Source organism: Streptomyces sp. SID3343 (assembly GCF_009865215.1).
Classification (GTDB): Bacteria; Actinomycetota; Actinomycetes; order Streptomycetales; family Streptomycetaceae; genus Embleya.
Map to the genome: position 1 here is coordinate 1 of NZ_WWJX01000099.1, position 15840 is coordinate 15840.

The window sequence follows — 15840 nt, forward strand, 5'->3', positions numbered from 1 at the left end:
GCCCTGATCACCAGCATGCCCGGCATCGGCGACATCCTCGGCACCGAGTTCCTCGCCGCCACCGGCGCCGACACGACCCGCTTCGCCACACCCGACCGGCTCGCCGCCTACGGCGGACTCGCCCCGGTCCCCCACGACAGCGGCACCAGAAGCGGCATCCGACACCGCCCCCGCAACTACCACCGCGGACTCCAACGCGTCTTCTACCAATCCGCCCGCATCAGCATCCGCTGCTGCCCCGCCTCACAGACCTACTACGACCGCAAACAAGGCGAAGGCAAATCCCACACCCAAGCCGTCATCGCCCTCGCCCGCCGAAGAGTCAACTGTCCTCAAACGCGGCCTCCGCCACATCCAGCGACCCCCCCACCTCAGCGACGGCCGCCTCACCGAAACCGGCCTCCTCATCCAACCCAGGGAACGAGAACCGGTCCACCGACTTTACGACCAAAATCTCAGTAGCTGGGGGCCAGCGTTGGCAGGATCTGCTTCCAGGCGAGCTCGCCGCCGGCGGCCTCCATCACCAACGAGGGGTTCCAGAAGTCACGGAAGAGCGCGATCCGCCCCTGTTCAAAGCGCACCACCGACAGGTAGGTCTGGTGGTACTGGCCCCCGGTGGCGATCAGAGTGCACTCGCCGGTGAAGCCCGCGATGACCAGACCGTCCTCGTTGGCGGTATAGAACTCGGGTTCGGAGAATTCGACCTTCAACTGCTCCCGGAACATCGTCATTTGGGTGAGCAGCGCCTCTCGGCCCTGCATTTTGGTAGGAAGGCCCCAGGCCGGATACGGGAATTCAAGGATGCCGTCCTCGGTGAAGCCGTCGATCCATTCCTCGATTCTGCCTTCCGACAGCAGGTCCAGGCCGTGCGTGAACAGGTCCTTCAGCTCCTGCGGAGAGGTCATACCGGTGTTCCTCTTCTCTGTGTTGTGGTGTCGGGTCGCGCGGATGGCGGTCAGTGGGCGGGAGTGACGATGCCGCCGAGGATCCGGTCGATTGCCCGGTCGGGCAGCAGCCTGGCCAGCACGCGGCTGCCGGTCGCGTCCCGGCCGACGTGGTAGCGGGTTCTGGGTCGCTCGGCGACCAGCGCGCGGAAGACCACCCGGGCGACGTCGTCGGGGGTCGTGCGGCTGCTCCGGGCCGAGGTTTCGTTGGTTTCCATGAACCGCGGGAACGTGCTGCGGTAGAGCTCTCGGACCGGCTCCGGGACGCTCTCCAGCGCCCGGTTGCCCGCGCCGGACATCTTGTCCCAGAGCGGGGTCAGGACGGCGCCCGGCTGGACCACCGCGACGGGGATTCGCTGCGGGGCGAGCTCGCGGCGCAGCGCGTCGCTGAGTGCTTCCTTGGCGAACTGGGCGGCGGCGTAGGCGCCGAGGTAGGGGATTGCGATGTTCCCAAGGCCCGAGGTCACGTTGACGATCCGTCCGGCGCCGGCCCGCAGCAGCGGCAAGAATCCCTGGATGACCAGCAGTTGACCCGTGACGTTGGTGTCCAACTGTCGGCGCATGAGCTCGCTCGGTACGCATTCCAGTGGAGCCGTGACGGCGATGCCCGCGTTGTTGACCAATCCCCACAGCCCGGCTTCACCGGCCGACTCGGTGACCTCGTATACGGCGGCTTGGACCGACTTCTCGTCCGTCACGTCGACGATCACCGGGGTCAGCCGTCCGGTGGCGGCCACGCGCAGCCGCTCCCCGTCCTCGGGGCGGCGGACTCCGGCGAAGACGTGGAAGCCCACCCGCGACAGGTGGAGCGCGCATACCTCCCCCAAACCCGAGGAGGCTCCGGTGATGACCACACCCCGGCCTGCGGGTGACGACGGGCCCGACGATTTCGGCACGTGCTTCCTCCGGGTTCAGAACTTCGAGGCGGACAGGACCGCGTCCAGCGAGCCGGCGGCGAACCGTTCCGCCCCTTCGCCGTAACCGTCTCCGCAAAGGTAAAGTTCCGGATTTGTCGGTCCATGGCGGGTGTTGGCGGTCCCACAGTAGAGGGCGTTGACGGAAATGCCCGGGATGGACCCGCGCCGGAAACCTGCCAGAGCCCAATCGTGCCGCGCAAGTCGTACCGACCCACGGGGGAGTCGCGGGGTGGGCGATCCCGCTCGTTCGTGAACCGCGAGAACCGGCCGCCTGTGGCTACGGATCTCGGGGAGACCGGGCCATCACCGCGACGACGGCCGAATGCTCGCCGCGCCGCCGGCCCCGGCCGAGGGCGCGGGCCGTCGACCACCGGGAGACGCCGGCACGGCAGTCAACGACGGTCGAGGCGGGGGCCACCATCGCGGCGGCGAGCGGGCTGCGCGTCGTGATCCGCTCCCGGCGGCGGGCCTCGGATTTCTGGCGACCCGTCGGACAGTGCGTCCGAAGGGGTGAAAAAAGGATCGGCCGCCTCTTGACAGGTTGTGCTCCACGACTGGGCTCGTCATGGTTACTTCTGACATTCCCCCCTTCGTCCCACAGGAGGAAGCATGACCACTGCGACGCAGGACGTCATCACCACCAAGCTCGAGCGCACGTTCGACACCATGGATGCCAACCACGACGGCTATCTGGACTGGACGGACTACCAGAAGCTCGCCGACCGTTACATCCAGGCATACCGGCTCGACAAGAACGACCGCCGGGCCAGGGCGCTCCAGACCTTCTGCCAGATCTACTGGCTGGAGCTGCTGCGTCACGCGGGCGTGGACGGAGATCGGCTCACGAAGGACGAGTTCGTCACGGCCAACCGCCTCGCGGTCGTCGACACCAGTCGGCTCAACGTGACCGAGGGTGGCGGCCATGCGATCTTCGACGTCATCGATGTCGACGGCGACAACGAGATCAGCAAGGACGAGTTCGCCCGCTTCCTGAGGGATGTGTGGAAGAGCGACGCGCCCGACGCGATGGACATGTTCACCAAGCTGGACACCGACGGGGACGGTGCGATCTCGCGCCATGAGTTCATCCGCGCGGTGCGCGAGCACTTCCTCTCGAACGACCCGGACGCACCGGGCAGCCTGTTCTTCGGGCGCGTCTGAGCGGATTCGCGCGAGTTGGTACTGCAACCGCACTCCCGGCATGCGCTCCGGCCGGGCAAGTCACCGTAGCCACACCGGAGTGAGGGACGACTACCTCCGGGCGCCGGTCACTGCGGATGCATCCCGGATCATCAGGTTTCGGTGATGCAGCCTTAGGGTGCGCACCGCGAAGAGTGGCACACGCCGCCCGACCGGCGGCGGCACGCCGAGTGCGGTTGCAGTACTCGTCGCGACGAACGCGGTCGCGACGAATGAGCTGGGGCGGCCCTGTGGCGTTCGGCAGCCGCACCCCCGACGGGCTCATTCCCCAGCACGGTTTCAGCCTCGATCCACCGCCTGAATTCCGATCGTCGGATTCGGGCGGATCGAGGACGCTTCGGCCTGTGGGCAGTGGTGATCACCGGGCGCGCGGACAGCGATCCGATGGTTCAGGTGCGCACGCGGCATACCGGTGGCTGTCCACAGGGTCGACGAAGTCGTGTTCCCAGCGCCGACGTTGGGGCAGATGATGGAGTCCGGCGCGGGAGGCTCCCCGTCTACGGCCGCTTCGGTGTCACTCCCCCTCACCGGTTGACGCGCCCCCCGCATCCCCTTCGGCCATGAACAGGGCTCCCGGCCACGCAACCGCCGGTTGCGGCAGGCCCGTTCCCACCGGCGGGTGATGTTCATGTCCCCGAAGAGGTGAAGTCACGGCTCATCCGTTCCATCCGCATTGCCGTGATTGTAGCTATTGATACGGTTGCCGCCCCGGTCCTCGTCGTAGGACCAGCGGTGTGGGCCGCCCGGCCCCAACCGCAGCACGCGGCTCGACGAACCGTGAAAGAAGGCCACCTCATGCTGACGCAACACCCTGACACCCCTGGCGAAGTGGGGACCTTCTACAACCGCCACACGGATGTGTACGACCGTGCGCTCGGCGGCAACATCCACGTCGGTTACTGGGACGACGAAGCGGATGACAGCCCCATGCGGGAGGCAACCGACCGGCTGACGGACCTCGTCGCCGAACGCCTCGCCCCCGCCGAGGGCCAACAGTTGCTCGACGTGGGCTGTGGCCACGGGAGCACCGCGGCGCGCATCATCGCGCACCACGCCGTGCAGATCACCGGCGTCAGTGTCAGCGACTACCAGGTCGACCTGGCCAACAACCGCCCGCAGCCGCCGGATCTCCCCGGACGGGCCACGTTCCGGCTGGCCGACGCCATGGAACTTCCTTTCCCGGACGAGTCCTTCGACGGTGCGTACGCCATCGAGTCCTTGATGCACATGAAGGACAAGGAGGCGGCCATCGGCCACATCGCACGGGTCCTGCGTCCTGGTGGACGGCTGGTCATCGCCGAGCATCACCTCGAAGGTGAACTCGACCTGCCGGACGTCGCCCGCATGGCCGACGCGTACGCGTTCTTCAAGTTTTCGCTGAGCACCGACAGGTACGGGAAGCTGCTCCGGGAAGCCGGGCTGAAGGTGGTGGATTACACCGACATCACCGAGAACGTCCGGCGTTCCTACGACAGCATGGTCGGTGCCTGGCGGGACGCCGCACGCAGTGATCTCGACGGCGAGGCGGCGCGCGAATGGGAAACGGCAGCCGACTTGGGCGAGTGGTTCTTCGGCGCGGTCCCACAGCTCCGCTACGGATTCCTGACCGCCGTTCGCCCCTGAGTCCCCACTAGTGCCGTCGAGGTCGTGAGCCATGCCCTCCCCGCCTCCCCGGAACCGCTGCCCCTACCGCCTGGACGGCAGCGCCGCAGACGTCCACGGCGAAGGCGCGGCGCTGCGCGCTCTGGGGCCCGCCGCCCGGGTCGAGCTGCCCGGTGGTGTACCGGCGTGGTCGGTGACCGACCCGGGCCTGGTCCGGCGGTTGTTGGCGCACCCCCGGGTCTCCAAGGACGCCCACCGGCACTGGCCCGCCTTCCTCGACGGCGACCTTCCCGTCGACTGGCCGTTGCGAATCTGGGTCGACATCCGCACCGTCCAGACCGCCTATGGGCCCGACCACAGCAGGCTGCGCCGTCCGTTGGTTCCGGCGTTCACCGCCCGTCGCGTACGGGCCCTCGCCCCGTGGATCGAGAAGACCACCGCCGCGCTGCTGGACGACCTCGCGGGGGCGGCTGCCGCCGCCGACGGGGTCGTGGACCTACGGGCGTACTTCGCCTCGCGGCTGCCGTGGTTGACGGTCACCACGCTCCTCGGCCTGCCGGAGGCCATGCACGACGGCTTCCAGGGCATCAACGACACCGTGTTCGTTACCGATCTGACCGCGGAGCAGGCCGCCGCCAACACAGCCGAGGCCGCGCAGCTCCTCGCGGATCTGATCGCGGTCAAGACCGAGCACCCTGGCGACGACGTCACCAGTGCCCTGGTCAACGCCCACCGCGCGGGCTTGCTCAGTGAGCGGGAACTGGCCGACAGTCTCTGGATGATGATGGGCGCCGGCTACGGGACCACGGCGAACCTGCTGGACCACGCCGTGGTCGGCCTGCTCACCCACCCGGCCCAGCTGGAGCTGGCCATGTCGGGCCGGGTCGGCTGGGACCAGGTCGTGGAGGAGACTCTGCGCCACCAGGCTCCGGTGGCCAGCTTCATGATGCGCTTCCCCATCGAGGATCTGTACGACGAGGCGACCGGGCTGACCTTCTCGCGGGGCGACGCCCTCGTCATCAACTATGCCGCGGTCGGCCGCGACCCCCGGGTGCACGGCGCGGACGCCGATCTCTTCGACATCACCCGCGCCACTGCCCGCGAGCACCTGGCTTTCAGCCATGGCCCCACCTACTGCCTGGGCGCCGAACTCGCCCGCCTCGAAGGACGCATCGCGCTGCCCGCGCTCTTCTCCCGGTTCCCCGCCCTCGAACTCGCCGTCCGGCCCGACGGTCTGACTCCGCTGCCCTCCCTCATCTTCAACGGGCACAGGGAGATCCCCGTACGACTCGAAGGAAACCCCGACAGGTGAGCACGAACCATCAGTTGACTGCTTATCAGCGAGACGTGTGGTCCGTCGGCTCCCAGACCCCGGAATCACCACAGTTCAACTGCGTTCTCCACGAGCGTCTGCACGGTGGGGTCGACCACGACAGGCTTGCCGCCTGCGCTGAGCACGTGTTGCACCGCCACGAGACGTTCCGGCTGCGGTTCGCCGACAGCGCCGGCGTTCCCGTCCAACGGGTGGCGCAGGAGCGTATTCCGGTCACGGTGATCGATCTCTCGAACGGACCCAAGCCGGATAGTGCCTGCGCCGAGTGGATGCGCAGATCGATGGCCGCCGCCCTGCCGCTCGCCGGCGGCTCCCTGGTCGAAGCCGCACTCCTCCTGGAGAGCCCGGACGTCACACATCTGCACCTCAAGGCACATCACATCGTCGCCGATGGCTGGACCCTCGACCGGCTGAGCCACGAGATCTTCCAGGAGTACGCCGGGGGGCCGGGCGACGATCCGCAGCGGCGCACCCGCGAGGCGTCCTCCTATCTGGCGTTCGTCGAGGAGGACGCCGCCTACCGAGCCGGTGCGGACGGCGACCGTGACCGCGCTTTCCACCGGGAATACCTCCTCGGCGTGGCACCCGCGCTCTTTACCCGTACGACGGACAGCGGCCCGCAGGAGCGAGGCCGCCACTCGTTCGTGATCGACGGTGCCGTCATCGGCCGGGTCCGCGCTGCGGGCTTCTGGCCGTTCACGTACGTCGCGGCGATGCTCGGTGCGTATCTGACGCGCCTACATCGGAGCGAGGAGGTGGTGCTCGGCGTCCCCTTCCTCAACCGTCCTACGGAGCGTCACAAGGACGTTCTCGGCCAGTTCGCCAACACCCTGCCGCTACGGGTCGCGGCACCCGGCGGGCGGACCGTTCGGGAACTGCTCGCCCGGATCCAGGGCTCGACCCGCGTGCTCCGGCGTCACGAACGACTCTCGCTCGGCGACATCCTGCGCGAAGTGCCCGCAGCGGCCCAGGGCCCACGGCAGCTCTTCGATGTGACGCTCTCCTACTTGAACTGGTCCCGGCCGGACCAAGTCCCCGCGGTCGTGCGGAGGGGGGCGCTTATGGCTCCCTCGCACGACCAGGATGCACTGGGCGTCATGGTGTCCGCGTTCGACGACACGACGGACATCCGGGTCGACCTGGATTACGCGTGCGACGTCTTCGATGAGGACCTACCCATTGCCTCCGTGGCCGGTCACCTCACGACGCTCCTGGAACACGGTCTGGACCTGGCGGACCGGCCACTGTCCGACGTCCCCATGTTGACGCCGGCCGAGTACCGGGATCTCACCGCCGGGCGCGCCCACGGCCCGCAGGTTCCCTATGCGGACCAGGCCACCCTGCACGGGCTATTCGAGGCGCAGGCCGCCCGCCGGCCGGACCAGACCGCAATCATCGCGGCGTCCGGGGAGACGTTGACCTACGCCGAACTCGACGGGCGGGCCAACCGTGTCGCGCGGGCCCTGCGCGCGGAGGGCGTCGGCCCGGGCGACCGGGTCGCGGTGATGGCGGAGCGGGGACCGCACCTGCTGGTCGCGCTGCTCGGCACGCTGAAGTCCGGCGGCGCCTACGTACCGGTGGACCCCGGCTACCCGGTCGAGCGGGTGGACTTTCTGCTGCGCGACAGCCGTGCCAAGGTGGTGATCGTCGATGGCGACGCGCCCGCCGGCTTACCCGAGGACGCGACCGTGCGACGCGTCGGCGACCTGCTGAACGGCAGCGGAGCTCCGGTCGAGCCGCTCGCCGGCTCCCGTGACCTCGCCTACGTCATCTACACTTCCGGCTCGACCGGACAGCCCAAGGGCGTCATGGTCGAGCACCACAGTGTGGTCAACCGCCTCGCGTGGATGCAGCGTCGCCACCCGCTCGGGGAACGGGACGTCCTCCTGCAGAAGACGCCGGTCTCTTTCGACGTCTCGGTGTGGGAACTGTTCTGGTGGGCCGTCGAGGGCGCGACCGTGGCCCTGCTGCCGCCCGGCGGCCAGCGGGACCCGCGCGAGGTCCTGCGGGCGATCGGCGAACACCGGGTCACCGCAGTACACTTCGTCCCTTCGATGCTCGGCCCGTTCCTCGACCTGCTGGAGGAGTCGGCCTCCTCACACCAGGCCATCCGGACGCTGCGGTACGTCTTCAGCAGTGGCGAGGCCCTGCCCGCCGCCCGGGTCGAGCAGTTCAACCGCTTGGCCGAGCGGTGCCATCGCGAGGGCGACGCCGAGCACCCGGTGCGACTGGTGAACCTTTACGGCCCGACCGAGGCCACCGTCGACGTCTCGTTCTACGACTGCCCGGGCGACCCCGCCCGCCCCATCGCGCGGGTGCCCATCGGCCGGCCGATCGACAACACCAGGCTGTACGTGCTGGGCACCGACGACCTGCCGCAACCCGTAGGAGTCGTCGGCGAGTTGTGCATCGGCGGAGCCGGCGTCGCCCGAGGGTATCTCGACTGCCCGGAGCTGACCGCCGAGAAGTTCGGCGACGACCCGTTCGTGCCGGGCGGCCGCCTCTACCGCAGCGGGGACCTGGCCCGATGGCTCGCGGACGGCACCCTGGAGTACCTCGGGCGGGCCGACAGCCAGGTCAAGATCCGCGGCAACCGCGTCGAGCCCGACGAGGTGGCCGCAGTCCTTCGTGCGGTGCCCGGAGTACTGGACGCCATCGTCGTGGGCCGTACCACCCCCGACCGGGGAACCGTCTTGGCCGGCTATTACGTCGCCGACGCCCCGATCGCCACGGTGCTGCTGCGCGAGCGTCTGGGGCGGAAGCTGCCGGCATTCATGGTCCCGGCGTCCTTCACCCGGCTCGACGGCGTGCCGCTGACCCCGAGTGGCAAGGCCGACCGCCACGCGCTGCCACCATCGCACGACGCCCCGGAGGCCACCGGCGGCGGGCAGCCGCGCAACCGTACCGAGGCCGTCCTGGCCGACGTCTGGGCCGGTGTCCTGGGTCATGCGGTCGTGGGGGTACACGACGACTATTTCGCCCTCGGTGGCGACTCGATCCTGATGCTCAAGGTGCGCGCCGAGGCGGAGGCCCGGGGCCTGCGCTTCTCGCTCACCGACCTCCTGCGGAACCCGACGGTGGCCGGCCTGGCCGTGCACGCCCGGGACCGCGACGCCGGCGGGGCCGAGGCCGTCCCGGCCCCGTTCGCCCTCGTGGCCGCCGTCGACCGGCCCCGCCTGCGGAACGCCGAGGACGCCTACCCGCTGACCCGGCTCCAGCTCGGCCTGCTCTACCACAGCCGCAGGCATGAAACCTCGGCCAGGTATCGGGACGTCTTCCGGTACACCCTCGAAATGCCGTGGAACGAAGAGGGCTTCCGCCGCTCCTTCGACCGGCTGACGGCACGGCATCCGGCGCTGCGCTCGGCCTTCGACCTGGCCGCCGCCGAACCGCTGCAGGTCGTCCGCCGGCAGGTGCGCGGCGGCCTGGAGATCGCGGACCTGCGTCCGCTCGACAGCGCGGTGGCCGAGGCCGAGGTGCGCGCGCATATCGAGGAACGCCGCCGCCACCCTTACGTGTTCGACCGGGCGCCGCTGTACCTGTTCCGGGCCCATGTGCGTCCCGCCACCGTCGACTTGGTGCTCAGTTTCCACCACGCGCTCCTCGACGGCGGCAGCGTCGCCACCCTGCTCCAGGAACTGCTCCAGGACTACGCCCACGGCCTCGGCCTGGATGCCGGCCCCGTCGACGACACGGTGCCTCCCTCACCTGCGGCCCACGCGCGGCTGGAACAGGCCGCCCTGCGTTCAGAGGAGGCCCGGCGTTACTGGCGGAAGAAGCTGACCGGCTGCGAGCCCGTGCCGATCGAGGCGTTCTCGCCCCACCTGCCCGGTACCGGCCACCCGCCGGCCTCGCGGCGGGTCGACCTGCCCGGAGCCCTCGTCGAGCGAGTGCGGCACTTCGCGGCCGAACACGCCTTGCCCGTGAAGTCCGTACTCCTCGCGGCGCACGGCCTGACGCTGGCCATGTTCGCCGGTACCCGTGACGTGACCACGGGCCTGATCACCCACGGCCGGCCCGAACTGGCCGGAGCGGAGCGCACCGCCGGACTCTTCCTGAACACCGTGCCAGTACGCCTGGACACCGCACCGGACAGCTGGCTGGACGTGGCGCGCGAGAGCTTTCGCCAGGAGCAGGACAGCCACCCCCACCGTCGCTACCCGCTGAGCGCCATCCAGGAGGACCACGGTGGGCCCGTCGTGGACACCGCCTTCAACTACGTGCACTTCCACCAGCTTTCCCACGTCCTCGGCCTGCCCGGTCTGCGGCTCACGGAGTTCCGCACCTGGGAGGAGAACGACTTCCGGCTTCTGGTGAACGCGGTCACCGAACCGGACGGCACCGGCATGTGGCTGCGGGTCGACTGCGACGGCGCGACGTTCTCCGCCGAGCAGGGCGACCTCTTCGCGGCCGGCTACCTGAGCATCCTGCGCCGCATGACGGAACAGCCGCACAGTAAACCGGACTTCGCTTTCCTTGCCTCCAGTCCGGTCCTCGCCACCCCCGCGGAGCAACCCACGGTCGTGGCGCGCTTCGCCGAACAGGCCGCGCGCACCCCTGACGCGACCGCGCTGGTGATGGGCGAGGAACGGTGGAGCTACGCTCGGCTGGCCGAGGCCGCCGAGAACGTGGCCGGGCGGCTGTGCGCACTCGGCGCCCCGGCGAACGCCCGGATCGGGATCGCCATGAACCGGTCCCCGCTGACCATCGCCGTGCTCCTGGGTGTCCTGCGGGCCGGATGCGCGGTCGTCCCGATGGATGTCGGCTACCCTGCCCCCCGGCTGGCCGCGATGCTGGAGCAGGTCCGGCCCTTCCGCGTCGTGGCCGAGTCCGCGTACGCTCACCTCGCCGGTGACCCGGCGCTGCTGCTGCCCGCCGAGTCGGTCACCGCACCGGCGCCGACATGCCGGGCGCAGGGCGGGCCGGAGGTAGAGAACACCGCGTACGTCCTGTTCACCTCCGGCTCCACCGGAGCCCCCAAGGGCGTCGCCATGCCGCACCGCACCCTGGCCGGCCTGGTGGCCTGGCAGAACCGGGCGCCCAGCGCAGCCGCGGGCGGGGTGACTCTGCAGTACGCACCGCTGACCTTCGACATCTCCTTCCAGGAGATCTTCTCCACGCTGTGCTTCGGCGGCACGCTGTGCCTGGCCGGTGACGCCGAGCGGCGCGACATGCCCGCACTGCTGCGCCTGCTCGACCGCGAGCGCATCGAACAGGTCTTCCTCCCCCCGGTGGGCCTCCAACAACTGGCCGAAGCCGCCGGCACTCTGGGCATCACCCCTCGGACCCTGCGGATTCTGATCATCTGCGGCGAGCAACTGCGCGTCACCCAGGAGATCCGCGCGCTGTGCGCGAAACTCCCGGGAGCCGTGCTGGAGAACCAGTACGGCCCGACCGAGACACATGTGGTCACCGCGTTCACCATGACCGGGGACCCTGCGGCCTTCCCCGCGCTGCCGCCGATCGGCGGCGCCATCACCGGGGCCGAGGTGCACGTCCTGGACGAGCGGCTGCGTCCGGTTCCGGTCGGGGCGCGTGGCGATGTCTACCTGGGCGGCGCCTGCCTGGCCGACGGCTACGAGGGCCGCCCCGACCTGACCAAGGAGCGGTTCCTCCCACATCCCTTCTCGAACGAAGACCGCAAGCTCTACTACACGGGCGACCTGGGCATGGTGCTTCCGGGCGGAGACGTCGTCTTCCTCGGACGCGACGACGCACAGGTCAAGGTGCGGGGCTTTCGCGTGGAGCCGGCCGAGGTGGAACTGGCCGTCACCGGCCTGGCGGAGCGGTGCCAGGGCCTGCGTGACGCCGCGGTCGTGGCTCGTCGGCGCGCGGACGGCGAGACCTTCCTCGCCGCATTCCTCCTCGGCGAGGGCACGGACGCGGACCTGGCCGGCATCCGTGAGCGGTTGCGTGCCACCCTGCCCGACTACATGGTCCCCTCGCACCTGCAATGGCTCTCCCAGTGGCCGCTGACCCCCAGCGGCAAGCGCAACGACGCCGCACTGCGCCGGGCACCGCTGACCGCCCCCGGTCGCGCCCCCGATGCCGGGCCACGCGACGCGTACGAGCGGGCGCTGACCGAGATGCTGGCGGACGTGCTGTCCCTGGACGACGTGGGGGTACACGACAGTCTCTTCGACCTCGGTGGCACCTCCCTGACCGTAATGCGCCTGGTGGTCCGGATCGAACAGCGCTACAAGGTGCACATCCCCCTGTCGGAGTTCATCGCGGCACCCACGCCCGCCGCACTCGCGGCACGGCTGCGCGACGGCGGGGCGAGAGCCGCCTACGACCCCGTGGTGCCGATCCGCCCACAGGGCACCCGCCCGCCGCTGTTCATGGTCCACCCGATGGGCGGCAACGTACTGTGCTACGTCGGCTTCGCCCGGCACCTCCCGAACGACCAGCCGCTGCACGCGCTCCAAGCCGCCGGAGCCGACCCCGGCACCACACCGCTACGCAGTGTGGAGGACCTCGCGGACAGCTACCTCACCGCGCTGCGGACGGTGCAGCCGCACGGCCCCTACACCATCGGCGGATGGTCCTTCGGCGGCTTCGTCGCCTTCGAGATCGCCCGTCGCCTGCGGGCGGCGGGCGAGCAGGCGGCCCTGCTGGTTGTGGACACCACCGCCTTGGACCAGGGGCCGCGCGCCCCGCACGACGACGAGGCCCTGCTGGAGTGGTTCTTCCACGAGTTGCTCTGGCTGCGGGACGGTGGCGCGACACCCGCACGGATCATCCCCGACGGACTCCGCTCGCGGGAGGAGAAGTTCGCGTTGATGGCCCGCGTCGCGAGCGAGCGGGGCGTTCTGCCGGCCGGCAGCTCCGGGGCCGTCATCCGCCGCCTGTTCGGCGTCTACCGGGCGAACTGGCAGGCCACGCTGGCCTACCGGCCCCCGCGCGAGGACCAGGACCTCACCCTTATCCGCGCCTCGGAGCCGCTGCCCGCCGTCCTGTCCGCCATGCACCACGCCGCCGGAACCCGCCACCAAGACCCCTGCAACGGCTGGAGCACCATGACCAGCGGTCGGATTCACGTCGTCCGTGTCCCCGGCGACCACCTGACGATCATGGAGGAACCGTACGTGGCACACGTGGCCGGCACCGTCGCGGATCTGATCAGGACCGACTTCGCCCGAACCGGCCGGGAGAGCTGACAGCATGTCATCGGGACGACCTGCGAAGGCCCTTGTCATCGGCGCCGGCATCGGCGGTCTGACCTGTGCGGTCGCGCTGCGGCGCGTCGGGATCGACGTCGAGGTGTACGAGCGCGCCACCGAGCTGCGCGAGGCCGGCTCCGGTCTGTCGGTCATGAGCAACGCCGTCACCGCCCTGGCCGGCTTGGACATCGACCTCGGCCTGGACAAGCGCGGCCAGGCCGTGGAGTCGTTCACGGTCATGGACCGGCGCGGCCGACGGATCAGAGACCTGCCGTTCAAGGACGCCTGCGACCAGGCGGGCGCGCCCAGCTTCTGCCTGAGTCGCGCGGACCTCCAGGAGGCCCTGTTGGCGGAGGTCGGGGACTGCCCGATCCGCCTGGGGGCGACCGCCGTCGGCTTCGAGGCCGCCGGCGCGGGCGTCACCGTCCGCTTCACCGACGGCGGTTCGGCGAGCGGGGACATCCTGATCGGCGCCGACGGCTTCAACTCGGCCGTACGGCGCCACCTCGTCGGCCCCGAGGCGGCTCGGGACAGCGGCTACCTCATCCGGCTCGGCATCGTCCCCTTTCGGCACCCGCTCCTCACCGTGGGCGCCGTGCGCCACTACTGGGGCAGCGGACAGCGTTTCGGCCTCATCGACATCGGCCACGGCCGTTGCTACTGGTGGGCGGCCATGAGCACGCCCGTCGACTCGCTCGCCCCGAACCGCGTCAAGGACAGCCTCAGGCGGGCATACGAGGGCTGGGCCGACGAGGTGCGGGCGGTGATCGAGGCCACGCCACAGGAGGACGTCCTCACCGTGCCCTCGCGTGACCGAGCCTTCCTGGAACAGTGGGGCGACGGCCCCGTCACCCTGCTCGGCGACGCCGCCCACCCCATGCTGACCACGCTCGCCCAGGGAGCCGCCATCGCCATCGAGGACGCCGTCGTGCTGGCACGTACGCTCGCCGAGCACGCGATGGGCGACGACGTGGTGCCGGCACTGCGCGCCTACGAAGGGCGGCGCCGTGACCGCACCAGAGCGATGGTGGCCGAGTCCCGCAGGATGAGCGACCTGGAGCAGGCGGCCCGCCCCCGTCGGCGGCTGGTCCGGGACGGCTACTTCCGGCTGGCGCCCCGCCATGTCCTCGCCCGGCGGATCGCGAAGGCCCTCACCTTCCCGGACGGCCCGGCCGCCGAACCCGGCAGCGTCCGGCGCGAGCTCAGTCCCCTGGAGCGCCTGTACTGGATCGCCGACCAGACCTCGCCCCTCAACGTCATCGCCCGGGCCCGTGTCCACGGACACCTGCCCCCGTCGCTGCACCGCCGCTCCCTGGATGTCCTCCAGATCCGGCACCCCTTGCTGCGCGTCGCGATCGCCGACGACGGCATCGGAGCGCACCCCGCCTTCACGCCGCTGGACGGGCGGCAGATCCCGCTTCGGCACGTCCCTGTGGCGCCGGACGATCCTGCGGCCGACACCCGGTGGGAGCGCGAGGTCAACGATCGCGAGCTCGTGGAGAGCATCGACTGGCGCACCGGGCCGCTGGTGCGCGCGGTGGTGATCACCTCGAAAGGGACGGGCGGCGAGGACGAAGGGAATGTCCACGACCTGCTGCTGACGGCATCGCACATCATCGCCGACGGCAAGACGTGCCTGTCCCTGCTCCGGGAGTGGATCGAGCTCGCCGCGCAACCGGGCCGCGGCGCTCCGCGTCAAGCCACCTCGCGACGGGTGTTGCCCGCGACGGAGGACCTGCTCCCGCGTCGCCACCGTGGTGCGGCGGGTGTCGCGGGGTTCAGGGCCATGATGCTGCGGGATCAGCAGGAGGCCTGGCGGGGCCCCGCGCAGCGCGTCGTCCCCAGCCGCCAGGTTCCGTTCGGACAGCGGCGCACCCGGGTGGAGCACAGACTCCTCACCGCCGACCAGTTGGATCTGCTGGTGCGAGCGGCCAAGCAACACGGCACCACGGTCCACGGAGCCCTCGCCGCCGCGATCGTGACGGCTGTCGCCCGGGACGCGGAAACTCCGGCGGCCACTCATTTCTCGATCGGCTCGCCGGTCGACTTTCGCGGTGACCTCGATCCGGCGGTGTCCCACGACGAGGTCGGCACCTATGTGGCCACGGTTCCCTCGCGCGTCCTTTACGAGCCCGGCAAGCCACTGTGGCCCATGGCCCGGGCGATCAGCCAGGACCTGGTGCGACGCCGGAGGCGCCAAGAGCACTTGGCCACGATCAGCCTGGCACGCTGGGCAGGACCGAAGTCGCTGGCCGACAGCCAGTCATTCATGCGGTTCATGGACGAGAAGGGCCCGATCAACCTGTGCCTGTCCAACGTCGGCCGCTACGAGTTCCCCGACCGGGCGGGATCGTGGCGAGTCAGCGATGCCCAGTTCATCACAGGCATCTCGGTGATGGGCGCCATCGTGGCGACAGCCACCACCAGCCACGGCCGACTCGCCTGGAACTTCAGCTACATCGAGGACCTGATCCCGGCCCTGCGTGGACAGCGTATCGCTGACGACTCCGTGCGTACCGTGCTGTCCGCCCTCTCCGAGTGACCGGGCGAAGCCATCGCGTACCACCAATTCCCTTACCGATCCGCATCCGCACGTCGTTCCCGTCGACCGCCGCGTCTCCCGGCACCCCGACTCTCCGCTGCCGCAGCCGCACCCTGCCCGGGTGAATACGCGCCGGATC

The 15840-nt window shown here is 70.1% G+C and carries 7 protein-coding genes and 1 pseudogene; 6 read left to right on the forward strand and 2 right to left on the reverse strand.

Features of this window, described 5'->3' with window-relative positions; all coding sequences use genetic code 11:
- Nucleotides 1–327 (forward strand): annotated as a pseudogene (locus tag GT354_RS03075) (transposase); the annotation flags it as partial.
- Between the two features lie 128 nt (nucleotides 328–455).
- Here GT354_RS03075 and GT354_RS03080 read toward each other — a convergent pair.
- A complete protein-coding gene (locus tag GT354_RS03080) occupies nucleotides 456–905 on the reverse strand; it encodes a nuclear transport factor 2 family protein (protein ID WP_161354595.1) in 450 nt (149 codons plus the stop codon).
- A 50-nt stretch (nucleotides 906–955) separates the two neighbouring features.
- Nucleotides 956–1840, reverse strand: a complete 885-nt coding sequence (locus tag GT354_RS03085) for an SDR family oxidoreductase (RefSeq protein WP_161354596.1) — start codon at nucleotides 1838–1840, stop codon at nucleotides 956–958.
- A 630-nt stretch (nucleotides 1841–2470) separates the two neighbouring features.
- Here GT354_RS03085 and GT354_RS03090 point away from each other — a divergent pair.
- The 5 genes from GT354_RS03090 (at nucleotide 2471) to GT354_RS03110 (ending at nucleotide 15701) form a co-directional block, all read left to right on the forward strand.
- Nucleotides 2471–3022 carry an EF-hand domain-containing protein gene (locus GT354_RS03090; protein WP_161354597.1) on the forward strand — a complete coding sequence of 184 codons (552 nt, stop codon included), beginning with the start codon at nucleotides 2471–2473 and terminating at the stop codon, nucleotides 3020–3022.
- Between the two features lie 681 nt (nucleotides 3023–3703).
- Complete coding sequence (locus tag GT354_RS03095) at nucleotides 3704–4684, forward strand: methyltransferase domain-containing protein (protein ID WP_346011826.1); 981 nt, start codon at nucleotides 3704–3706, stop codon at nucleotides 4682–4684.
- A 31-nt stretch (nucleotides 4685–4715) separates the two neighbouring features.
- Nucleotides 4716–5975, forward strand: coding sequence for a cytochrome P450 (locus GT354_RS03100; protein WP_161354598.1), 1260 nt, complete (start codon nucleotides 4716–4718; stop codon nucleotides 5973–5975).
- Nucleotides 5972–13156, forward strand: a complete 7185-nt coding sequence (locus tag GT354_RS03105; protein ID WP_161354599.1) for a non-ribosomal peptide synthetase — start codon at nucleotides 5972–5974, stop codon at nucleotides 13154–13156. The genes GT354_RS03100 and GT354_RS03105 overlap by 4 nt, the downstream gene beginning before the upstream one ends.
- A 4-nt stretch (nucleotides 13157–13160) precedes the next feature.
- Nucleotides 13161–15701 carry an FAD-dependent monooxygenase gene (locus tag GT354_RS03110; protein ID WP_161354600.1) on the forward strand — a complete coding sequence of 847 codons (2541 nt, stop codon included), beginning with the start codon at nucleotides 13161–13163 and terminating at the stop codon, nucleotides 15699–15701.
- Nucleotides 15702–15840 lie beyond the last annotated feature (139 nt).

Excerpts from the sequence above, each read along its gene's own strand:
- GT354_RS03090 (WP_161354597.1), top strand. The coding sequence starts at position 2,471 with ATGACCACTGCGACGCAGGACGTCATCACCACCAAGCTCGAGCGCACG.
- GT354_RS03100 (WP_161354598.1), top strand. The coding sequence starts at position 4,716 with ATGCCCTCCCCGCCTCCCCGGAACCGCTGCCCCTACCGCCTGGACGGC.
- GT354_RS03080 (WP_161354595.1), bottom strand. The coding sequence starts at position 905 with ATGACCTCTCCGCAGGAGCTGAAGGACCTGTTCACGCACGGCCTGGAC.
- GT354_RS03110 (WP_161354600.1), top strand. The coding sequence starts at position 13,161 with ATGTCATCGGGACGACCTGCGAAGGCCCTTGTCATCGGCGCCGGCATC.